The sequence below is a fragment of the Litoribacter populi genome, from assembly GCF_007483685.1.
GTDB lineage: Bacteria > Bacteroidota > Bacteroidia > Cytophagales > Cyclobacteriaceae > Litoribacter > Litoribacter populi.
Window position 1 is genome coordinate 2,431,340 of sequence record NZ_VMKN01000001.1, and the last position, 21,609, is coordinate 2,452,948.

Here is a 21,609-nt window from a genome sequence, read left to right on the forward strand (position 1 = left end):
TTTTAAAATCCTTCATTTCTTAAGCTGCAAAATGTATATTTGCAGCTTTATTTATAAAAGCACGAACAGACACTATGAATAATTTTATTGAAGAGCTGAAGTGGAGAGGCATGATGCAGGACATGACTCCTGAAATCGAAGAGCACCTGGCCAAAGGAATGGCCACGGCCTATCTTGGTTTTGACCCCACAGCAGACTCTTTGCATATAGGCCACCTTGTCGGCGTTATGACTTTGTTGCATTTTCAAAGGGCTGGCCATAAACCATTAGCTTTAGTTGGTGGTGCAACCGGTATGATAGGCGACCCTTCCTTCAAATCTGCAGAGAGAAACCTTTTGGACGCTGAAACTTTGGATAGAAACATTGAAGGACTGAAAAAACAACTTTCTAAATTTTTGGACTTCAACGCTCAGAGTGACAACAACGCCGAATTGGTCAACAATTATGACTGGATGTCCAAATTCTCCTTTCTGGAATTCATAAGAGACATTGGCAAACACATCACCGTTAATTATATGATGTCTAAGGATAGCGTAAAAAGACGTCTAGAAGAAGGAAATGGTCTTTCTTTCACTGAATTTTCCTACCAACTTATACAAGGTTATGATTTTCTTCATCTTTATAAGGAGAAGAATTGTAGTGTACAACTTGGGGGTTCCGATCAATGGGGCAATATCCTAACCGGGACAGAACTTATCAGAAGAGTAGAAGGCGGAAGTGCACATGCCATGACAGTCCCTTTGATTACAAAGGCTGACGGGTCAAAATTTGGAAAGACAGAAGGTGGAAGTGTATGGTTGGATCCAGAAAAGACATCTCCATATGCATTCTATCAGTTTTGGCTGAATGTGTCGGATGAGGATGCTGCAAAATACATTAGGATTTTCACTACTTTAGATCAGGAAACCATTGAAAGCCTAGAAAAGGAACATGTGGAAGCGCCACATTTGAGAGTGTTGCAAAAGGAAATTGCCAAAGCCGTAACGATTATGGTTCATAGCGATCAAGATTATGAAATGGCTCTAAAAGCTTCTAGCATTCTTTTCGGAAAATCATCAACGGAAGATTTAGCTTCGCTTGACGAGCGTACATTCCTTCAAGTGTTTGATGGGGTTCCTCAACAACAACTGGCTAAAACCTCATTTCAAGAAGCCGAGAATGTGCTGGATCTATTGGGCGATAAAGTACAAGGGCTTGTATTCTCTTCAAAGGGGGAAGCGCGCAAAATGATCCAAGGTGGAGGGGTCAGCATCAACAAGCAAAAATTAGCAGATCCAAACCAAGATTTGAACTTTAATCTTTTGCAAGATAAGTATATGCTTATTCAAAAAGGTAAAAAGAATTATTACATCATAGAGATTGTCTAGATGAATTAAGGGGAAGTTGAAATATTTCCCCTTAATTCGTTAAAGAAATTAAATTAGATTCAAGAAATCTAAACTATATTTAAGCAGCTAATTCTATTAAAATGGGTGTTTACGAAAGACAGCAAAAGGAAAAAGATATACTCAGCGCAGCTATCAAACTTTTCACGGCAAAGGGTTACCATGCCACAAAAATGGACGATGTAGCCAAGCAGGCAAAAATGAGTAAGGGGTTGATCTATTTTTATTACAAAAATAAGGAAGACTTGTATATGGCTGTAACCAAAAAGGCTTACGATGAGCTTACTGATATTTTTTCAAAAATTGCTTTAAAAGGTAAAACTAAGAAAGGTATCGAAATTGTCGATGAGTTGGTGGAGACCTATTTCGTTTATATCCGGGAAAATACCATGTATCATGATGCCATTGTCAATTTCATGGGAATCATGAACCTTTATAACCATGCATTAAGCAGAGAAAAAATTGATCCTTTAATAATGGAGAGTCCTAACTTTCTTAAATTATTGGATCTACAGCATGAGCCGGCAAAGATTGGAATTCAAATGATATCACAAGGTGTAAGAGATGGAAGCATGCGACCTGATCTTCAACCAGAAATTACTTTTTATACCATTTGGTCAATGTTAATCGGGTTTGAAAGATTATATGGACCAGCAGATATGGACAGAAATGATATAAAAATCAACAGTGAAACTTGGAAGCATGGATTTCTTAGGCTGCTTCATGTGATGCTACGTGGCTCATTGGCCTCTCCCAAAACTGCGGCAGTACAAGGGAGTTTATTTTAACCTTAAATTGGTGAAAAATTAAATAAAATGGTTGAGATTAACATTTCAGGCATTTTTATTGTTATTTATTTATCAACAATTAAATTTTGTGTAACTAAATAGCAAGAATATGACTCTATTGTATGGAGCACTTATAATTCTCGGTGTGGCCTTAGTGCTTTTTCTGATATTCAAAAAAGTGTTTACAAAAAAAAGGATGTCAGGTGATGAAGTCTTGAAAAAAGAAGTCCATCACTTTGACCATAAAACCGGAGACGAAAAGATAGAAGGTAAGGATGAAAGCAAGACTCACCGCGAGGAGGCTGATCATAACAAGAAAATAAAGTAATACAATGGCGATCTTAACGATCGCCTTTTTTCTCTCTTACATTTACTCAAACCTCTTACTAATTTTCCCCTTTACGTCTCTGCGGCTTTATTTTTTCATCCTGATCAGCCTGCTCCTCATCCCTATCCTCCGCATTTTTAATAATTTTCCCACTCTTCCAATCTACTTCCATCAACTCAACCCTGACAGCTTCCTTAAGTGGCTTAATATTACCACCGGTCTTTTCAGCGATGTAGAAAGTGATCTGGGCACCGAACAGAAAAATTACCACGGAATAATAAATCCAAATCAGAACAAAAACTAATGAGCCCGCTGTACCATACGCACTTCCCACGTCTGAATTTGCCATATAAAAGCTGAGTAAATATTTACCAAATGCAAACATCAACATGGTCACAAAGGCGCCCATCCATACATACCGCCACCTCACTTTGGCGTCGGGAAGTATTTTATACATCAGGCCGAAAATTACAACCAGAATTCCCTGGGCCACCAAAAAATTTGCCGCTGAGGCCAACCATAATGTGCCTTCATCAATCAAATTGGATAAATACCTGAAGAATATAACTATCAAAGCATCTACTACAAGGGAAACGATAAGTACAAACCCAATGGAAGCCACCATAGAAAAACTTAAAGCTCTGTTAATGATAAATTTGAGCAGGCCCTTTTCAGGTTTTGGACGAATGTGCCAGATATGGTTGATGCTGTTTTGAAGGCTTACAAATACCGTAGTGGCACTAAAAATTAGAACTCCAATCCCCACCACTTTGGCCCACATGCTGGTTTCATCCACAACAGCGTTTTGCATGATCATGTCAAAAGTCTCCGCACTATCGCTACCAAGGGTTTCACTTATTTGATTGAGCATCTCTTCTCTCACCTCACCCTCGCTATAAAATGCAGCCGCAATCGTAAGAACAATGATGAGAAGCCCCGGCATGCTGAAAATGGTATAAAAAGCAGTGCTTGCCGCAAAGGTCATGGAGTCACTTCCAGTGAAATCCTTAATGCTTTCCTTAATAATCTGGAAGGCTGTGAAATTCTTGATTTTGCTAATCCCTTTTTTGATCATAAAAAAATAGGTCTACTTTTTATATAAAATAGACCTATTCTCAAAATGTTTATTAAATGCGATTATCTTATGCCTTTTTCTGGATGTCTGCCAGTCACTGTCCGTCCAAAAGCCATCATTTCCTGGATTTGCTCATCAATCATCCCATTAGGATAAATTACAGGTCCTATACCAGCCTCTTTTTTCTTGTAATCCAAAAACCCAATCACAACAGGCACATCTGCCCCCATAGCTATGTGATAAAACCCTGTCTTCCATCTAGGGGCATAACTTCTGGTTCCTTCTGGAGTCACCATGATTACCAGCTCGTCTCTTTGTTTGAGCATGTTGATCATAGCTTCAGTGTAGGTTTGCTTACGCTTACCTGACACCTTTTTCCGGTCAATGGCGATCCCTCCTAAGGCTTTGATTAACCAGCCCAGGGGTCCCACCATAATTTCTTTTTTTATAGTAAACCTCACCGGCACATCCATTATAAAAAACGCCGCTCTGGCATAGAGTAGGTCCCAATTGGAAGTGTGGGGAATGGCTATCAAGACGGCCTTTTTGAGGCCTTCCGGCCAACCTCCGACCACTTTCCAGCCGGCAATCCATAAAACAAACTTTGCTAATAATTTCATCATAATGTTTACTGTGCGGATGCTAATTTTAAAAGGGAAGGTGTATTTTCCAAATATTCTAGTCCACCCTCATATCCTGCCGTAAAAATATCCTTTGCCCGCTTAATATCAAAAGCCCCAAACCTTGCCATTCCCGTAGGTTCGATAAAATAATCACATTTTTCCCTTCTGCTATAGGCATTGAAATTCATGGAAAGTATCACCGTCCTCTCTATCAATTTCTTAATGTTTTGAATATTAGGTGAATCCGGTAGGTGATTACAATTAACTCCTATGATCACATCACATACACCATCCAAAGGCTCTATCGGTAAATTATTCAACACTCCCCCATCCACATAATAATTTCCGTCGATCAAAATAGGATCAAACATGCCTGGGATACATGAACTGGCCATGATTGCCCGAATAATTTCTCCTTCGGAAAAATAAACGGCTTTGCCTTTGCAAATATCTGTTGCAGCTATAGTAAGAGGTATTTTGAGTTTGGCAAAATCATTATGCTCCAAATATTGAGCAAATAACTTCTCCAATATTTCCATTTTAAGAATCCCTACAAGACTTACTGCAGGTCGGAGGAATTTAAAGAATTTAGTGTGTACAATGATATCAAAGATATCGTCGGGGGAATAACCCTCACAGTACATACTACCCACGATGGCTCCGGCACTAGTACCGGACACCCTGGTAGGAAAAATACCTTTTTCATTAAGAGCCTTTAGCACTCCCAAATGAGCAACCCCACGAGCACCACCCCCCGATAAAGCAATTCCAATTTTCTTCTTAGATTTCACTAAGCTTAAACGTTTTGTCAAGTCTTACTCCTTTCTCTGTCATTTTCACGGTGCAACACTCGTTTTCAGAATCATGTTCCAGAAAGATCACATACTCTTCGGAGGCTGCCTCCTCCAAAAATCTTTTCTTTTCATCTAGAGTGAGTAAAGGTCTTGTATCATAGCCCATTACATATGGAAGCGGAATATGGCCAACTGATGGCAAAAGATCAGCAGCAAAAACCAAAGTATGCCCTTTATAGTTGATTTTCGGAATCATTTGCTTATCAGTATGACCGTTAGCAAAGAAATATTCAAAGCCGTCAAACAGCTTTTTTGACTCCATGTCAGTAAAGTTTAACTGACCACTTTCTTGGATTGGAAGGATGTTTTCTTTTAGAAAACTGGCTTTTTCACGGGCATTTGGCTCGGTTGCCCACTGCCAATGGTCCTTATTACTCCAATACTTGGCATTTTTGAAAACCATCTCAGGCATGTCCATCTTTCCATTCTTATACTGAACTCCTCCCCCACAATGATCAAAATGGAGGTGTGTCAGGAAATTGTCTGTGATGTCATTTGCGGAAAAACCGGCACCATGTAGCGAATCATGCAGGTTTGCATTTCCATGAAGGTAATAATGACTAAAAAATTTTGCATCCTGCTTGTTTCCAATGCCGTTATCGATAAGGACTAATCGGTCACCTTCTTCCACCAAAAGGCACCTCATTGCCCACGTACAAAGATTTTTCTCATCAGCCGGATTGGTTCTTTCCCACAAAACTTTGGGCACAACGCCAAACATTGCTCCTCCATCCAGTTTAAAAAAACCGGTATCAATCACATGTAGATTCATAGCTATTAAATAAAAAAACCTCTGCGATTTTAAAACAGAGGTTTGATTAAAATATTAATTCAATTATTCATTTACCACGCCCATAGCGCAGAACTTATTGATTCGAGACTCAATGCGTTTTTCAGGCTTCATTTTATCCAACTCGGTCAAGGCTTTTGTGATAGCTTCTTTCAAATTCTTTGCCATGGCTTTCATATCCTTGTGTGCCCCACCAAGTGGTTCCTCGATGATGCCATCAATAAGTTTGTTGGAAAGCATGTCATTCGCCGTAAGCTTGAGGGCTTCAGCTGCTTGCTCCTTATAGTCCCAGCTTCTCCACAAGATGGAAGAGCAAGACTCCGGAGAGATGACAGAGTACCAGGTGTTTTCAAGCATAAATACCTTGTCACCGATGGCTATACCCAAAGCTCCACCTGAGGCACCTTCACCTATTATGATACAGATAACCGGTACGGTAAGCTTGAACATCTCCTTAAGGTTTCTGGCAATAGCTTCTCCTTGCCCTCTTTCCTCGGCTTCAAGACCTGGAAAGGCACCTGGAGTATCAATTAAAGTTACGATTGGTTTTCCAAATTTCTCGGCCATCTTCATCAGCCTCAAAGCTTTGCGATACCCTTCTGGGTTGGCCATTCCAAAGTTTCTTTCCTGACGCTGTTTGGTATTTCTACCTTTTTGCTGTCCAATAAACATCACTGAGCGACCATCGATATCACCAAGACCACCTATCATAGCCTTGTCATCCTTGACACTACGGTCACCATGGATCTCAATAAAATCCTGGGTAATCTCGTAGATGTAATCAAGGGCGTAAGGCCTGTCGGAATGACGTGATAACTGAACCCGCTGCCATCTGGTGAGGTTCTGGAAAGTTTCTTTTTTCAAAGCCTTTATTTTTTCTTCCAAAGACTGTATATCTGCTGATAAATCAATGCTCTTGCCTTGGGCCAAGTCTTTCATTTCCTGAAGCTTCTGCTCTAGGTCGGCAATTGGTTTTTCAAATTCTAATACCATAGTAAAAGTTTTAAGCTGATGACAAAGATAAAAATTAATTTTAAGAATAATATTCTGTTTGCAACACAGTTTCCATTTGCTTAAAACTCAGGGATGAAACATTGAACTCTGCCTATCAAACAGCCCTAAAATTAATATAACCGAAAGTCTTACCTATTAGAACCTGATACTCCCCTGGCTGTTTCAAAAATGATTGAGAAAGAGCGAAATACTTTGTGTGGTTTAGAAGTTTATATCCCGATTGGTGCTGCGCACATCAGGAAGGGTTAGAAGTTTAGGGATGGCAATTGGAGGGAATCTAACCCCCTAAACCGTCCCGCAGGGACATTAACCTCCTAAACCAATCCAACTCGCTCCACTGGATCATAAAACGTTTTCCCGAAATAACCTCTCTAACGTCCCTTCCAAATCATCAGTCAGCCCAGTATGTGGCCTTGAAGTTTGGATGATGGAGCTTCTGACGGCTGTCATCCACCGGAAGCGGGAAGCCAGATCGTATTTGGATATAGGGCCGCCATCTGGAGAAGCCGTACAGATTTTTTCAAAAGAGTTGAGATGATCCTCCAATAGTTCAAGGTCTGCTTCTTGGTCCAAGGCCTTAAGTTTTTCCTGGTTGAGGGCAATCTTGCATTGTAGAAAATTGCTTTTCCATGCGCACAACAGTATTCCCACATTTATAAACTCCTCTCGCTCTACCCGAGGTACCACCCGGATGACGGCATACTCATACAAGTGCTTTTCTGGCATTTTTAGCTTCATTAACAAAAGTTTCGGAATGATTTAGTCTAGTGGTAAGGAAAGACGCATACACCGATCTCATTTCCTCTGGATCTTCAGATTCTCCTGTTGCCAGCAGCCATTCATCCGGAATGGTCGCCACAATTTTATGGATTGCTTCTGGTTTCAACAAAGCGCAAAAGGCTTGGTCAACCTGCTCCAGATCTGCTGCAGCCGGTAAAAGCACATGATCCTTGATTAAAGGAAACGGACTCTTTGCTTGCTTCTCCCAATTGGTCCAGGAATGGTGGAAGAGAAACGAAGCCCCATGATCGATAAGCCAAAGCTCCCTTTTCCAAATGAGCATATTGGTATTTCTAAAAGAACGATCCACATTCGTAATAAAGGCATCCAGCCAGACTATCTTCGATGCCAGTTCCGCATCAATGTTCATCGCAACCGGATCATAATTGACCGAACCCGAAAGAAAATGTAGCGCGAGGTTCAGGCCTTGGCTACCCTTGAGAAGATCCTGAATCTCCTCATCCCCCTCAGAACGCCCAAAGGCTTCATCCAGCTGAGCAAAAACTATTTCAGGAATTCTGAACCCTAGCATCCGGGCGATTTCCCCTCCAAGCAAATCTGCAATCAATGCTTTTTCCCTTTGACCTGCCCCCCTGAACTTGATGACATACTTGAACCCATCATCAGCATCAGCCAAGGCCGGCAAAGAACCCCCTTCCCGCAAGGGCAGAATATACCGTTCTACATTTACAGTACGAATGTCGAGCTTTGAAACCATTTCGTTTATTTATCAGAAGACCAAAGATAGGGATTTCTGGTGGTTTAGGAGATTATTTCCCGATGGGTGCTGCGCATATCGAGAAGGTTGAAGGGTTTAGGAATGATGGAGCTGGTGGATGCGGAGAACTTAGAAATTTGATTTGTCGGGTTAGGTGTTTATGTCCCGATTAGCGCTGACGCGAATCGGGACGGGTTAGAGGTTTAGGTAATGAAGGCCTGCCGGGGTCAACTCTTGATGATTCCAGCAGCATCATACCCAAACTGCACCCCTTCGCCACGCATCGCGACTAACCCCCTAAATCTCCCACAACGCGTAGCGTCGGGATATCAACTTCTAAAAAAACGAAACAGAGCAACGAAAGCAAATTAGCGGGATCTAACCTCCTAAACCGTCCCGCAGGGACAATCAACTTCTAAACAACTTCTCATAAAACAAAAAAAGCCTTAGAAAATCAATTCTAAGGCTTGCGGAATGGACGGGACTCGAACCCGCGACCTCCTGCGTGACAGGCAGGCATTCTAACCAGCTGAACTACCACTCCAGTGTTGTCAATTTACAGTAATTTTTGCGGAATGGACGGGACTCGAACCCGCGACCTCCTGCGTGACAGGCAGGCATTCTAACCAGCTGAACTACCACTCCAATGTGTTATAAATTGACAATATTTTTATGCGGAATGGACGGGACTCGAACCCGCGACCTCCTGCGTGACAGGCAGGCATTCTAACCAGCTGAACTACCACTCCGTTTATTCCTTCTCGTTTGAAGTGTTGCAAAGGTAGCAGTTCTTCCTTTTATTGCAAAACAAGTGATTAAAAAAAACCTTGCCTAGAATCTACATTACTTAATGTCAGAGATATAAATTTATATTTCCCAATAATAATTAGCATTCCTATTAGTATATTTCATACAACCCTATTTTCACCATGCATAAATTCCACTATTTTCTTATATCAAGTCTTAAGTTTACTTGACACTTTTTCTAATTAAACCCGCTAGAGAATCTGGGAATAAGGAAACTCTGCGAAACTCCATTTAAACTCTGAGTAACTCTGTGTCCCTTTTGATTTCCTTATTTCTATTATACCTTCCCTCTACTCAAACCCTTCTACTCACATCTTATATTTCCATCCAAATTTCTTATCTTTGCAAATTCAAAAAAAAGCGACGACTTAAATGATTTCAGTAGATAATTTATCCCTCAAATTTGGGAAAAGAACACTCTTTGAAGATGTAAACCTAAAATTCACCCCGGGCAACTGTTACGGTGTGATCGGTGCCAATGGAGCCGGTAAATCTACTTTTTTGAAAATCCTTTCCGGAGACCAGGACAGCACCTCGGGCCAAATTAACATCACCCCCGGCCAAAGAATGGCTGTGCTTTCCCAAAACCACTTTGAATTTGATGAGGTGGAAGTCCTCAAAACCGTGATCATGGGCCATAAAGACCTTTATAAAATCATGGCAGAAAAGGATGCTATCTACCTGAAAGAGGATTTTTCCGAAGCCGATGGAATTAGAGCTTCTGAACTGGAAGGTGAATTCGCAGAAATGGACGGCTGGAACGCCGAATCAGATGCTGCATCCATGCTTTCTGGCCTTGGTATCAGCGAAGACTTGCATTACATGAAAATGAAGGAGCTGGCCGGTAACCAGAAAGTAAGGGTCCTTTTGGCCCAGGCACTCTTCGGCAACCCCGATATCCTGATTCTTGATGAACCTACCAACGACCTTGATTCAGACACCATCAACTGGTTGGAGGATTTCTTGGTCAACTTCAAAAACTTGGTGATCGTGGTTTCTCACGACAGACACTTTCTGGATGCAGTATCCACCCATATCGTGGATATTGACTTTGGAAAAATCAAAATATATTCTGGTAACTATACCTTCTGGTACGAGTCTTCCCAATTGGCTGCCAAGCAGAAAACCGATCAGAACAAAAAAGCAGAGGAGAAAAGAAAGGAGCTTCAGTCCTTTATTGAGAGATTCTCCGCCAACGTGGCCAAATCCAAGCAGGCCACTGCTAGGAAGAAGATGCTTGAAAAACTCAATGTGGATGACATTGAACCTTCTACAAGAAGATATCCCGGCATCATTTTCAAACCTGAAAGAGAAGCCGGTGACCAGATCTTCATGTCTGAGGAACTTTCACTTAAAGATGATACCACGGTTTATTTTACGGATGTAAACCTCATGGTGGACAAGGGAGACAAGATTGCCTTCATCTCCAAAACCAAACAGGCGGTTACCAAATTCTTCCAAACCATCATGGATGACCTTCCTGTTCAGAAAGGCAGCTTCAAATGGGGTGTGACGATCAATAAGGCATATTTGCCAAATGACAACAGCAAATACTTCAACTCTGACCAGAACCTAATCGACTGGTTAAGACAATATTCTACCAATCAGGAAGAAGCTTATGTGAGGACATTCCTGGGAAGAATGCTATTTACAGGCGAGGAAACCCTGAAAAAATCATCTGTTCTATCTGGGGGTGAAAAAGTTCGTTGCATGATTTCCAAAATGATGCTTCAAAACCCTAACCTTCTTGTAATGGATGAACCTACCAACCACTTGGATTTGGAGTCAATTCACGCCTTTAACAACGCCATCATTGATTTTAATGGCACGGTATTTATTTCATCTTTTGATCATGCTTTCGTGCAATCAACTGCCAACAGGATCATCGAATTTACGCCAAACGGGACTATTGACCGTCGCATGCCGTATGATGATTACTTGGAAAGTGAGGAAGTGAAAGCCCTAAGAGAAAAAATGTACCAAAAGGCTTAAAATAAATTGTTACTAACCGCTGTAATCATTTACATCCTGATTACGGTCAGCATAGGTGCCTGGTCGTCAAAACTTGTAAAAAGTTCTAAGGACTTTGTTTTGGCGGGCAGGCAACTTCCTTTATTCCTAAGTGCCTCTGCCCTATTTGCCACTTGGTTTGGGTCTGAGACCATTTTTGGGGCCTCATCCGAATACCTGGACCATGGCCTGCAGGGAGTAATGGAAGACCCATTTGGAGGGGCCCTTTGTCTGATACTTTTCGGCATGTTCTATCTTCGTCCCATGTACAGGATGAATGTGCTCACGCTCGGCGATGTATTCAAAAAGCTTTTTGGCGAAAGGGTCGCATTCCTTTCCTCCTTATTTATGGTTCCGGCCTACTTCGGTTATGTGGCTGCTCAATTGGTAGCCCTTAGTCTTATCCTTGGAGCCATTGTATCCATTCCCCTGACTACTGGAATTATAATCAGTGCCGCCATCGTAGTATTTTACACTTTCCTTGGGGGCATGTGGGCGATTTCAATTACCGATTTTATTCAGACCACCATGATTGTAGTCGGATTGCTTTGGGTAGCCACCATGGTAGCGAATCAGGCAGGTGGAGTGATGCCCATTTTGGAATCCGCACCAGAGGGAAGTTTTCAATTCTTTCCTGAACCCCGTTGGGACTCTTGGGTTAACTACCTTGGGGCGTGGATGATTTTGGGTTTAGGAAGTATTCCCAGCCAGGATATTTATCAAAGGGTAATGTCCGCCAAATCGGAAAAGGTTGCCGTCCGATCCACTTATATGGCAGGCGGTTTCTATTTAAGCTTTGGTTTGCTACCCCTATTTATAGCTCTTGGTGCCAAGGTTTTATATCCGGAAATTTACCTAGAAAACAAACAAATGTTGCTTCCAGAAATGGTACTTCAACATGGCGGGCTGACCGTACAGGTGCTGTTTTTTGGAGCCCTCCTCTCGGCAATTATGAGCACTACCAGCTCGGGATTATTGGCCCCAGCGGCCATCATTTCTGAAAACCTCATCAAGCCGACTTTTGGAAAAAATTGGAAGGATGAGCAATTTCTTTGGGTGCTTAGAATTACCGTCATTGCGGTTGCAGTCGTAGCCATATTCATGGCATCCTGGAAAGCCAATATTTATGAACTCGTGGCCGATGCAAGTATATTGCTTCTCGTTTCATTATTCGTTCCTTTGACGGCCGGATTGTATTGGAAAAAAGCTTCCCGATTTGGGGCGGTGATGGCAATTTTCATGGGCACAGGTTCCTACTTGTTATTGCTGATGGTGCCCCTACCCGTCTACCCACATGTTATCGCATTATTTATAAGTGCCGCAGGAATGCTAATTGGATCCTTCCTCAAGCCTAAAAAAATTAAAACAAAAAAATATGTACCCGAAAGTATATCTTAAAAAAGGTAAGGAAATATCACTAAAAAGACGTCACCACTGGGTTTTCTCAGGCGCCATTGCTAGAAGAGATGAGGATTTGGAAAATGTCAATTGGTGAAAGTTCTCAGCTCCAAGGAGGAATTTCTCGGGATCGGACATTTCCAAAATTGGTCCATCATGATTCGAGTGATCAGTTTTGAAGACAAAGAAATAAATGTGGCTTTCTGGGTGGAAAAACTCGGAAATGCCTATAGAATGCGCCACAACATTGGCTTGGCCAACAACAGCCAAACCAATGTTTTTCGCCTGGTCCACGGTGAAGGAGACATGCTACCGGGGTTGATCATCGATTTCTATAACGGAACAGCGGTAATCCAAACCCACAGCATCGGTATGTACCGCCACATTGAGGATATAGCTACTGCCCTTCAGGAGGTCATAGGTGAAAAATTAAAAGCTGTTTACGATAAAAGTGCTGAAACCCTTTCGAAAAACGTGGTGGAAACCGAAAACCGTTTCCTTTTTGGCGAACCCGAAACCAATCAGGTTTTGGAACACGGGGATAAATATGAAATCGATTGGGAGAAAGGTCAGAAAACCGGCTTCTTCATTGACCAGAGGGAAAACAGAAAGCTTTTTGGCCAATATAGTAAGGATAAAAAGGTTTTGAACACCTTCTGTTACTCTGGGGGATTTTCAATCGCTGCATTGAATGAGGGAGCAAGAGAGGTCCATTCTGTGGATATCTCCGAGAAGGCTATTGAGTTGACAGATAAGAACGTCGCATTGAACCCAAACCATTCTGGCCTGCATCAGTCAATTGTAGCAGATGTGGTAAAGTATATCCGTGAAATTGATGCTGATTATGATGTGATTGTTCTCGACCCTCCGGCATTCGCCAAAAATATTAAAAGCCGCCATAATGCAGTACAGGGATATAAAAGGCTAAATGCAGAAGCCTTCAAGCATATAAAACCAGGCGGAATCTTGTTTACTTTTTCCTGTTCTCAGGTAGTGGATAAGCAACTGTTTGCCAACACGGTTACGGCCGCAGCCATTGAGGTGGGTAGAAATGTGAAAATCTTGCATTACCTCTCACAACCGGCCGATCACCCTATCAACATTTATCACACAGAAACCGAATACCTAAAAGGGCTGGTGCTCTACGTTGAATAATCTAGTGGCATCTCCCCTTTTGAACTCAACTGGGGAGGTGTTTATTTTGGCTTTGTTAAGCTCCTGCCTCAAGTCTGAATCATTCTTGTATTCCCGTTTGGGGATGTTTCGAAACTCATATTCGAAACATACTTTCTCCTTTTCAAAAACCCAGGGGTAGACTACCAAATCAGCCTTTTTTCCTAAATATGAGGATTTACCCCGTGGCAACTTTTCCAAAAATTCTCCAGGGAAATTGTCCGGAAACTGCTCTTTGCAGATTCTCAGTGAGAGTTCATCACACCATTTTACAATCCTATAGTAAGCCTCTGCATCATCTTTTGGAAGATGTAACTGTTCTCTAAGATTTTTTTGCCGTTTTAATTCATCATCAATCAATTCTGCAGCTTCCTCCAGATCGCTGTACAGCTCTACTAAATGCATGGAAACCATCAAACAAACCCAGGAAGATTTACATTCGGCTGTATTAACTACTCTGGTGACTTGCTCATAGTCAAATTGATACTCGGTAAAATCCTTGGGAAAATGATGCTCATTGAGGTGGAAATCATCGTTCCATTCTCTCCTGCCGTCATCGTGATCGGCTATAGCCACCAATGTTTCTAACCAATATTTGGCGGGCGGCCTCAAGGCAGGTTCAAGTTTTTCGGCAATTTTTGCAGCGAGCATTCCATGGGCCCTTTGATAAATGATGCTAAAATGGGTGCCTCTATCCAAAACAATCATATCGGAGTTCTTATTATTTCCAATAAAGCCTCAAAACATTGACCAATCCCATAAATATCCTGTAGTTTCAACTAATCAATTCAAAATCTATATGAACCCATTATTGCAATCTTTTGACACCCCCTATTCTCTTCCACCATTTGAACTTATCAAAGACAGCCATTTTGAAGAAGCTCTTACTCATGGCATGAAGTTGCAAGCCGACCGAATAGCCCAAATAGCCCAAAGCAATGAGGTTCCTACGTTCCAAAACACGGTTATCGCATTTGAGGATTCAGGAAAGGAAATCCGACAGATACTGAACATTTTTTCAAACCTCAACCTTGCCCGAACCAGTCCTAAACTTCAGGAAACCGCCAAAAAAATGAATCCGATTCTTTCCAGACACGGGGATGCCATCAAGATGAATGTCCAGCTATTTGCACGTTTTGAGCAACTGTGGAGAGAAAAGGAAACATTAAACTTGGGGAAAGAAGAAGAAATGCTTTTGAGGAAATTCTATAATGTGTTTCAAAAAAATGGAGCTGGGTTGCCTGAAAAGAAAAAAGAAAGACTCAAGGAAATCAACAGTCAATTGGCAAAAGCCACTTTGGAATTTGGGCAAAACTTACTTGAAGACACAAATAATAATCAGCTACTAATCAGTGATTTTAATGAATTAAATGGACTCCCTAATAACATCATTGATGCAGCTGGAGAACTGGCAAAAAGTAAAGGTTACACAGACTCCTACCTTTTCACCCCAAATCAAAACACCTATTTAAGTCTCCTAACTTATGCCGAAAACAGAAACTTGAGAGAGAAAATTTGGCTGGCCTATACTCAAAGAGGAAAAGCTCGCAATGATAAACTCATCAAAAATATTGTGGACTTGAGGTTGGAAAAGGCCGATATGCTGGGCTTTCAACATTATGCTGATTTCACACTTGAAGATTCAATGGCTAAGAATGCTGCCACTGTCTATGACTTGCTAGACAGCCTTTGGCCCTCGGCAATTAAGCAGGCCAATTCGGAATATGAGGAGTTAGCGGGAATTGCAAAAGAAATGGGACTAAATAGTGTGGAACCTTACGATTGGTACTTTTTATCTGAGCGGATAAGGAGACAGAAATATGAGGTGGATGAAAAGGAAATCAGCGAATACTTTTCCCTGGGCAATGTGCAACAAGGCATCTTTTCTACTTGCAGCAAATTATTTGGCCTTGAATTCAAAAAATTGAATCAGGTCCCCGTTTATCATCAAGGTGTGGTGTGTTATGAAGTCAAAGAAAAATCTGGTGAATGCATTGGCTTACTTTATATGGACTTTTTCGCTCGCGACACAAAACAAGGTGGAGCTTGGATGACCAAGTATCGGGCCCAGAAATATGAAAAAGGTGTACGTGTGACACCTGTTATCTCCATTGTTTGCAATTTTACCCCTCCTGCTCCTGGATCCACTAGTTTGTTGACGCTTGACGAGGTCAATACATTTTTTCACGAGTTTGGACATGCGCTTCATGGACTCCTTTCCAATGTAAAATTTGAAAGTCTAGCAGGCACGGCTGTGCCAAGAGATTTTGTGGAATTGCCTTCACAACTTCTGGAAAACTGGGCAATGGAGCCACAAGTTTTAGAGAGTTATGCTTTTCATGCTCAAAAAGGAAACGTGATCCCCGAATTGTTGGTAGACAAATTGAAAGCAAGCCAGAGGTTTAATCAGGGCTTTGCTTTGACGGAGTATCTATTGGCGTCCTACCTCGATATGGCCTATCATACCCAAAAATCTCCATTGGTTTTCTCCCCTGAACAATTTGAGACGGAGCTTAACGAAAAACTGAAAAACTACCTTCCTATCCTTCCCCGATACAGAAGTACTTATTTTTCGCATATATTTTCTGGAGGTTATGCCTCATCCTACTATAGTTATATGTATTCCGAAATTTTGGATGCTGACGTCTTCGATTCCTTTCGGGAGGAGGGAATTTTTAACACTAGCCTTTCCAAGAAATTAAGGTATGAAATCCTCGAAAAAGGCGGAAGTAAGGAAGCGGAAGATATGTTTAAAGCATTTAAAGGCAGAAATCCCGATAAAAAAGCCCTTCTAAAAAGAAAATTTATAACCTGATAAGGCATATAAAGACTCGATTTCCATAAACGAATGAAAAATTACCTCTTAAAACTTTTAAAATCAGTGACTTACGTTTTTGATAAAACTATTTTATGAAAATTCCTTTATTTTTTATCACAGATCCCATGGTATTTTCAGATTTTTGGAATACTTTTGGAATATAATTCGAAGCATTAGAGCATAGGAACTGAAAAATATTGAGAATTTAAAAGGAATAATTTATGGGAATGTTGAACTATGATTTTGATCTAGGCTTCTATTCAAAAGGGTTTTCAAAAGCCCAAATTTTAGGATTTACAAGTAAGGATATCGAAAGACTGGAAGCTTTGGAAGGTCCTGCGATTCCGGACAAGAAAAAAGTGAAAGAAGAAGAGAAAAAAAAGAAGGATCCCAATAGCGGTGGTCCAAGACCTCCAAAAGAGGATGAATACAGGGAAGATGATAAATTCCCAGAAGTATCCAACCCTAATAAAAAGGATTAAAACCACTTAAGATTAACCACTACACAACCTTTTTTAATTTTTACTTCTTTTTGCCGTGTCACGATTACGGAAAAGTAAAGAGGAATTTTTGAAAAGAGCCTCCCCTAACCAGGGAGGCTTTTTTTTGTTTTGATTATATTTGTTCTTTCTAAACCCACATCACATTGCAAAACATCATCATCATCGGAGGAGGAATCGTAGGACTGGCTACAGGATTGAAGATCTTGGAAAAAAATCCATCCTTAAATATTACCTTACTGGAAAAAGAGCCTGAACTAGCCAAACATCAAACCGGTAACAACAGCGGTGTGATTCACTCAGGACTGTATTATAAACCTGGATCCCTTAAGGCCTCTAATTGCATCCAAGGCTATCATGATTTAATCCAGTTTTGCGAAGAAGAAAATATTCCATTTGAACTTACAGGCAAAGTGGTAGTGGCAACTAGATCAAACCAAATTCCCCTCCTCAATAATTTACTTAAAAGAGGGATAGAAAATGGCTTAGAAGGAACTAGAGAAATCAGCCTCACAGAACTCCGAGAATATGAACCTCATTGTGCTGGACTGGCGGCCATCCATGTACCTCAGACCGGTATCGTGGATTTCAAAAAAGTTGCTGAAGCATACGCCAAAAAGTTCCAGGATAAAGGCGGTACGATCCATTTGGGTCAAAAAGTAACAAAAGTCAAAACCAAGAATGGAAAAGTAGAAATCATCACCAGCAACAATGTTTATGGTGCAGACTTGGTGATAAATTGTGCGGGGCTTTACTCGGATAAAATTGCCGAGATGATAACTGGAGAAAAGTCCAACGTAAAGATCATTCCTTTTCGAGGTGAATATTATAAATTGAAACCGGAGAAGGAGTATCTTGTCAAAAACCTGATTTACCCTGTCCCAGACCCCAATTTTCCTTTCCTAGGCGTGCATTTTACCCGCATGATGAAAGGTGGCGTGGAAGCTGGCCCCAATGCCGTCTTGGCATTCAAACGGGAAGGTTATAAGCGTTCTGATGTCAACTTGAGCGAACTTGCCGAATCATTGGCTTGGCCTGGATTCCAAAAAGTGGCAGGGAAATACTGGAAAACAGGAATAGGCGAAATGTATAGATCTTTTTCCAAAGCAGCATTCACAAAGGCCCTTCAGGAGTTGATTCCAGAATTGACCGAAGACGACTTGGTAGATGGTGGCGCTGGAGTAAGAGCCCAAGCCTGTGACCGTGATGGTGGCTTGGTGGATGATTTCAGCATAAAAGAAAGCATGCATTCTATAAATGTGCTCAATGCACCTTCTCCAGCAGCGACGAGTTCTTTGTCCATTGGAAACACCGTCGCCGAAATGGCCCTGAAGAGATTTTAATCCTTTAAGAACTGCATGATCCGACCTTCTACCCAGGTAAATTCCTGCTTCTTGAGCACAAAACCTGTATGGCCGCCACGCTTTGGTGTTTCCAAAAACAAATGGGGATGATTCCTCGCAAGTTCAACTGGGAAACATGCATCGCCAAGAAGGGGATCATTTAAAGCATTGACCACCAATGTAGGGATCTGAATTTCAGTCATCCAATTATCGGCGCTTACAGATTTGTAAAAATCAGAAGCATCCCTGAAACCATGCAATGGCGCTGTGAAGTGAGTATCAAACTGGTCAAAATTGTTAACCTTTTCCAGAAGTTGCAAATCAATCAAATCTGGAAATTGTGAGGCTTTATTGATCATTTTTACCTTTAACTTACCTAAAAACCTTTTCTTATAGAAAGCATTTTTTCTGAGTTTCAAGGTTGCCGCACTCGAGGCAAGGTTACAAGGAGTGGAATATACAGCCGCTTTCTTAATTTGAGATGGCAGATTTCGGCCTGACTCACCCAAATATTTTAGTGTTTGGGCTCCACCCATGCTTATACCAGTAAGGTAAATTTCATTGTAGCTACCCTGAGCAATGACATGGTCAATTACAGCTTTTAAATCATCAGAAGCTCCATGATGATAAAGTTTGGGAGCAATGTTTATTTCACCGCTACAGGATCTATTGTTCCAAGCCAAAGCATCCATGTTTTTTGAATTGGCTAATTTTACCAATCCTTTTACGTAGTGCCTGTCGGAACTACCTTCCAAGCCATGGGATATAATAAGACGTTTTTTGCTGTTTACTTTAGACCAATCCAAGTCCAAAAAATCACCATCAGTTGTGTTGAACCGCTCACGGTGATACTTTACACCTTCAATTTTTCTAAAAATACTTGGAATTATGGTTTCAAAATGACCATTAAAAAGATAGGCCGGTGGACCCTGGTAAGTTGAAGACTCTATTAAAGGCATGCTTATTTTTTGTATCAAAATGATAATCCGGAGCGATCAGTTCCAGATATCCTTATTTTATTTTATGCAGGATGGAACTTTGCTAATCAGTATTGCGGTTAATACCCCAATTCCTCTCAGAAGCCTTTTTGAACTGAATAAATTTTATACCTTAAATTTTTAAATAATGAAAATTAAAATCACCCTAGCAGCAACCATGCTGCTAATCGGATTCATGTTAATAGATAAATTTAACATGAACGAAGAAGAAAGCTTCTTCCACAAGTCAGTTACTGTTGAATATTCGACAGCTAACTGATTTCCTTCGAGATTCACATAATTAATTCTTATTGCTGAATGCTGGTCAACTCTTCAAGAAGTTCACCGGTGGCAATCATAAATTCCTCCCTGTGGGGCTGGATGGCAGGAGCACCAAACCCTTGTCCCTCGATTATCTCCTTCCCTTCGTTAAGAATGTTAGTCAACTTATCGAGTCCAAACAGGGAAAGTGTAGGTTTGATTTTATGTCGGGCCTGCATGATCATTTCATCATCCGCATTGTCCAAGCCCGTAGAATATTTATCCCTTAAATCTTGAACAGAAGTAATGATGGCATCCAAGAGCTCGTTTTCGAAGTCCTTGTCTCCTTCTGCCATATCCAAAACCAACTGGTAATCTAAATTTGTAGAATTGTTATCCATATGTTTTTATTTTATTACTGAAACTCCTGCCAAAAACCCCGTACTCCAAGCGGCCTGAAAATTGAAGCCGCCCGTTATTCCATCAATGTTCAATACCTCACCGGCAAAATAAACGCCCGGGGTTAATCTACTCTCCATCGTGTTGGGGTCGACTTGTGACAACTCAACCCCACCCGCGGTGACAAACTCCTCTTTGAAAGTAGTTTTGCCTTCAATGGTAAGTACATAATTAAAAAGACATTCTACTAGCTTATTAAACTGCTTTTTAGGTAAATCTAACCACAAAGCAGTATTTTCAATGGATGCTCTTTCACAAAGGTGCTCCCAAAGTCTGGAAGGTAAATTAAACAAAGGATTTGAAATAATTTTCTTTTTAGGGTGATTTTTTTTGAAAATGGTAAGTTGAGCTCTTATATCCTCCTCATTTATTCCGCTATCCCATCGGATATGGGCTTTTGCCTTATACTCTTTCTCCGCAAGCCACTTGGCCCCGAAAGCAGAAAGCTTCAATACCGCCGGACCACTTACTCCCCAGTGGGTTATTAACAAAGGCCCTGTATATTCCAGTTTGCTCCCCTCAAGTCTAACATGTGCAGAAGGCACACTTATACCCGGCAAAGTTTTGATACTTTCGTTAGGGGTGTTGAATGTAAAAAGAGATGGTAAGGGATGTTCGACTTTGTGACCTAATTGCTCTACAATGCTGTATGCAGTGATTTTGGGACCACCACCCGTGGTGATGATGATTTTATCGAAGGTGTATTTACTTTCTCCTGAATAAAGGTCAAATGAACTCGACCCATTTTCAACTTTATCTATAGGAGTCTTGGAATGAAGGACAACCCCATGCTTTTCGGCTTCATTTCTGAGTGCATTGATAATTGTTTGGGAGGAATCGGTCACAGGAAACATTCTTCCATCTGGCTCGGTCTTAAGTACTACGCCCCGGCTTTCAAACCATGAAATAGTATCGGGAACGGAAAAGTGCCGGAAGACTTTTTTGAGGAATTTTTCACCCCGTGGATAAGATTTTAGAAGCTTTGATACTTCCCGGGCATCATGAGTGACATTACATCTTCCTCCGCCCGAAGCCTTGACTTTCGATAAAGTCTTTGGGCTTTTTTCAAAAATAGTGACCTGGGCACCCTGCTGAGCCGCAGTAATAGCCGCAAAATATCCTGCAGCCCCTCCTCCTATCACACCTACTTTTACCATGCCGCAAAAATAGACAATACATTTGTAAAGGAGTCAAGAGTTGGAGGTTTATTTTAGATTGTACAAAGTACCAAGTACTTGGTAACAAGCACATGCAGTTCCACACACTTTACCCAGCACTTTTAAACTTAATTCTTTTTTGACCATAACCTTCGTGTTCACAAGTTGTCGCATATTTCCCTCATAGCGATCTTTGTGCCCTTCCTTTCCTTTGTTTTCTTTGAGCCCCCTATATTTCGAAAAAGGAGCTTCCGAAAAACTTACTTTTAAAGTCTCTGTCCTTTTTTTATCTCACATAACTTTGCAAATCCACTTTTATCCCATTTTTTTGTAGCGACATGGCGAAGACGA

The 21,609-nt window shown here is 41.2% G+C and carries 19 protein-coding genes, 3 tRNA genes and 1 pseudogene; 9 read left to right on the forward strand and 14 right to left on the reverse strand.

Annotated elements, in window-relative coordinates:
- Positions 1 to 74 precede the first annotated feature (74 nt).
- The 3 genes from tyrS (at position 75) to FPL27_RS10535 (ending at position 2,501) form a co-directional block, all read left to right on the forward strand.
- Positions 75 to 1,367: a tyrosine--tRNA ligase gene (tyrS, locus tag FPL27_RS10525; protein ID WP_143961056.1), complete on the forward strand. Its 1,293-nt coding sequence runs from the start codon at positions 75 to 77 to the stop codon at positions 1,365 to 1,367.
- Between the two features lie 101 nt (positions 1,368 to 1,468).
- A complete protein-coding gene (locus FPL27_RS10530; protein ID WP_143961057.1) occupies positions 1,469 to 2,173 on the forward strand; it encodes a TetR/AcrR family transcriptional regulator in 705 nt (234 codons plus the stop codon).
- Positions 2,174 to 2,282: 109 nt separating this feature from the next.
- A complete protein-coding gene (locus tag FPL27_RS10535; RefSeq protein ID WP_143961058.1) occupies positions 2,283 to 2,501 on the forward strand; it encodes a hypothetical protein in 219 nt (72 codons plus the stop codon).
- A 58-nt stretch (positions 2,502 to 2,559) separates the two neighbouring features.
- Here the strand turns inward: FPL27_RS10535 and FPL27_RS10540 are convergent, their stop codons facing one another.
- The 10 genes from FPL27_RS10540 to FPL27_RS10585 form a co-directional block, all read right to left on the reverse strand.
- Positions 2,560 to 3,576: a YihY/virulence factor BrkB family protein gene (locus FPL27_RS10540; RefSeq protein WP_143961059.1), complete on the reverse strand. Its 1,017-nt coding sequence runs from the start codon at positions 3,574 to 3,576 to the stop codon at positions 2,560 to 2,562.
- Positions 3,577 to 3,638: 62 nt separating this feature from the next.
- Complete coding sequence (locus FPL27_RS10545) at positions 3,639 to 4,199, reverse strand: 1-acyl-sn-glycerol-3-phosphate acyltransferase (RefSeq protein ID WP_143961060.1); 561 nt, start codon at positions 4,197 to 4,199, stop codon at positions 3,639 to 3,641.
- A 5-nt stretch (positions 4,200 to 4,204) separates the two neighbouring features.
- Complete coding sequence (locus tag FPL27_RS10550; protein WP_143961061.1) at positions 4,205 to 4,990, reverse strand: patatin-like phospholipase family protein; 786 nt, start codon at positions 4,988 to 4,990, stop codon at positions 4,205 to 4,207.
- Entirely contained in the window at positions 4,980 to 5,825 is an 846-nt protein-coding gene (locus tag FPL27_RS10555; protein WP_143961062.1) for an MBL fold metallo-hydrolase, read from the reverse strand. The genes FPL27_RS10550 and FPL27_RS10555 overlap by 11 nt, the downstream gene beginning before the upstream one ends.
- Positions 5,826 to 5,888: 63 nt before the next feature.
- Entirely contained in the window at positions 5,889 to 6,836 is a 948-nt protein-coding gene (locus tag FPL27_RS10560; protein WP_143961063.1) for an acetyl-CoA carboxylase carboxyltransferase subunit alpha, read from the reverse strand.
- 363 nt (positions 6,837 to 7,199) lie between these two features.
- A complete protein-coding gene (locus FPL27_RS10565) occupies positions 7,200 to 7,595 on the reverse strand; it encodes a DUF3037 domain-containing protein (RefSeq protein WP_317129436.1) in 396 nt (131 codons plus the stop codon).
- Positions 7,561 to 8,355, reverse strand: a complete 795-nt coding sequence (locus FPL27_RS10570) for a HipA family kinase (protein WP_143961064.1) — start codon at positions 8,353 to 8,355, stop codon at positions 7,561 to 7,563. The genes FPL27_RS10565 and FPL27_RS10570 overlap by 35 nt, the downstream gene beginning before the upstream one ends.
- A gap of 470 nt (positions 8,356 to 8,825) precedes the next feature.
- Positions 8,826 to 8,899, reverse strand: a tRNA-Asp gene (locus FPL27_RS10575).
- 27 nt (positions 8,900 to 8,926) lie between these two features.
- Positions 8,927 to 9,000, reverse strand: a tRNA-Asp gene (locus FPL27_RS10580).
- A gap of 30 nt (positions 9,001 to 9,030) precedes the next feature.
- Positions 9,031 to 9,104: transfer RNA gene (locus FPL27_RS10585), tRNA-Asp, on the reverse strand.
- 430 nt (positions 9,105 to 9,534) lie between these two features.
- Here FPL27_RS10585 and FPL27_RS10590 point away from each other — a divergent pair.
- From FPL27_RS10590 to FPL27_RS10600, 3 genes and pseudogenes are all read left to right on the forward strand, one after another.
- Positions 9,535 to 11,154, forward strand: a complete 1,620-nt coding sequence (locus FPL27_RS10590; protein ID WP_143961065.1) for an ABC-F family ATP-binding cassette domain-containing protein — start codon at positions 9,535 to 9,537, stop codon at positions 11,152 to 11,154.
- A gap of 6 nt (positions 11,155 to 11,160) precedes the next feature.
- A complete protein-coding gene (locus FPL27_RS10595; protein WP_143961066.1) occupies positions 11,161 to 12,570 on the forward strand; it encodes a sodium:solute symporter family protein in 1,410 nt (469 codons plus the stop codon).
- A pseudogene (locus FPL27_RS10600) lies at positions 12,548 to 13,725 on the forward strand (class I SAM-dependent rRNA methyltransferase). The gene FPL27_RS10595 and the pseudogene FPL27_RS10600 overlap by 23 nt, the downstream one beginning before the upstream one ends.
- Here the strand turns inward: FPL27_RS10600 and FPL27_RS10605 are convergent.
- Complete coding sequence (locus tag FPL27_RS10605; RefSeq protein ID WP_143961067.1) at positions 13,696 to 14,451, reverse strand: DUF3891 family protein; 756 nt, start codon at positions 14,449 to 14,451, stop codon at positions 13,696 to 13,698. The pseudogene FPL27_RS10600 and the gene FPL27_RS10605 overlap by 30 nt on opposite strands.
- Before the next feature lie 91 nt (positions 14,452 to 14,542).
- Between FPL27_RS10605 and FPL27_RS10610 the strand changes: the two genes are divergently transcribed.
- The 3 genes from FPL27_RS10610 (at position 14,543) to lhgO (ending at position 18,404) form a co-directional block, all read left to right on the forward strand.
- Positions 14,543 to 16,558, forward strand: coding sequence for a M3 family metallopeptidase (locus FPL27_RS10610; protein ID WP_185974340.1), 2,016 nt, complete (start codon positions 14,543 to 14,545; stop codon positions 16,556 to 16,558).
- 224 nt (positions 16,559 to 16,782) lie between these two features.
- On the forward strand, positions 16,783 to 17,043 hold the full coding sequence (locus FPL27_RS10615) for a hypothetical protein (RefSeq protein WP_143961069.1): 261 nt from the start codon (positions 16,783 to 16,785) through the stop codon (positions 17,041 to 17,043).
- Positions 17,044 to 17,207: 164 nt separating this feature from the next.
- Complete coding sequence (gene lhgO / locus FPL27_RS10620; RefSeq protein ID WP_143961070.1) at positions 17,208 to 18,404, forward strand: L-2-hydroxyglutarate oxidase; 1,197 nt, start codon at positions 17,208 to 17,210, stop codon at positions 18,402 to 18,404.
- On the opposite strand, the gene FPL27_RS10625 is transcribed toward lhgO, so the two are convergent.
- From FPL27_RS10625 to FPL27_RS10635, 3 genes are all read right to left on the reverse strand, one after another.
- Complete coding sequence (locus FPL27_RS10625; protein ID WP_143961071.1) at positions 18,401 to 19,363, reverse strand: YheT family hydrolase; 963 nt, start codon at positions 19,361 to 19,363, stop codon at positions 18,401 to 18,403. The genes lhgO and FPL27_RS10625 overlap by 4 nt on opposite strands.
- A gap of 326 nt (positions 19,364 to 19,689) precedes the next feature.
- Positions 19,690 to 20,043: a hypothetical protein gene (locus FPL27_RS10630; RefSeq protein ID WP_143961072.1), complete on the reverse strand. Its 354-nt coding sequence runs from the start codon at positions 20,041 to 20,043 to the stop codon at positions 19,690 to 19,692.
- Positions 20,044 to 20,049: 6 nt separating this feature from the next.
- The gene (locus FPL27_RS10635; RefSeq protein ID WP_143961073.1) at positions 20,050 to 21,258 is read right to left on the reverse strand and encodes a BaiN/RdsA family NAD(P)/FAD-dependent oxidoreductase; all 1,209 of its coding nucleotides are present in this window, start codon (positions 21,256 to 21,258) and stop codon (positions 20,050 to 20,052) included.
- Positions 21,259 to 21,609 lie beyond the last annotated feature (351 nt).

Coding starts and splice junctions, on each gene's coding strand:
- tyrS (WP_143961056.1), top strand. CDS start 75: ATGAATAATTTTATTGAAGAGCTGAAGTGGAGAGGCATGATGCAGGAC.
- FPL27_RS10530 (WP_143961057.1), top strand. CDS start 1,469: ATGGGTGTTTACGAAAGACAGCAAAAGGAAAAAGATATACTCAGCGCA.
- FPL27_RS10535 (WP_143961058.1), top strand. CDS start 2,283: ATGACTCTATTGTATGGAGCACTTATAATTCTCGGTGTGGCCTTAGTG.
- FPL27_RS10540 (WP_143961059.1), bottom strand. CDS start 3,576: ATGATCAAAAAAGGGATTAGCAAAATCAAGAATTTCACAGCCTTCCAG.
- FPL27_RS10545 (WP_143961060.1), bottom strand. CDS start 4,199: ATGATGAAATTATTAGCAAAGTTTGTTTTATGGATTGCCGGCTGGAAA.
- FPL27_RS10555 (WP_143961062.1), bottom strand. CDS start 5,825: ATGAATCTACATGTGATTGATACCGGTTTTTTTAAACTGGATGGAGGA.
- FPL27_RS10560 (WP_143961063.1), bottom strand. CDS start 6,836: ATGGTATTAGAATTTGAAAAACCAATTGCCGACCTAGAGCAGAAGCTT.
- FPL27_RS10565 (WP_317129436.1), bottom strand. CDS start 7,595: ATGAAGCTAAAAATGCCAGAAAAGCACTTGTATGAGTATGCCGTCATC.
- FPL27_RS10570 (WP_143961064.1), bottom strand. CDS start 8,355: ATGGTTTCAAAGCTCGACATTCGTACTGTAAATGTAGAACGGTATATT.
- FPL27_RS10590 (WP_143961065.1), top strand. CDS start 9,535: ATGATTTCAGTAGATAATTTATCCCTCAAATTTGGGAAAAGAACACTC.
- FPL27_RS10605 (WP_143961067.1), bottom strand. CDS start 14,451: ATGATTGTTTTGGATAGAGGCACCCATTTTAGCATCATTTATCAAAGG.
- FPL27_RS10610 (WP_185974340.1), top strand. CDS start 14,543: ATGAACCCATTATTGCAATCTTTTGACACCCCCTATTCTCTTCCACCA.
- FPL27_RS10615 (WP_143961069.1), top strand. CDS start 16,783: ATGGGAATGTTGAACTATGATTTTGATCTAGGCTTCTATTCAAAAGGG.
- FPL27_RS10625 (WP_143961071.1), bottom strand. CDS start 19,363: ATGCCTTTAATAGAGTCTTCAACTTACCAGGGTCCACCGGCCTATCTT.
- FPL27_RS10630 (WP_143961072.1), bottom strand. CDS start 20,043: ATGGATAACAATTCTACAAATTTAGATTACCAGTTGGTTTTGGATATG.
- FPL27_RS10635 (WP_143961073.1), bottom strand. CDS start 21,258: ATGGTAAAAGTAGGTGTGATAGGAGGAGGGGCTGCAGGATATTTTGCG.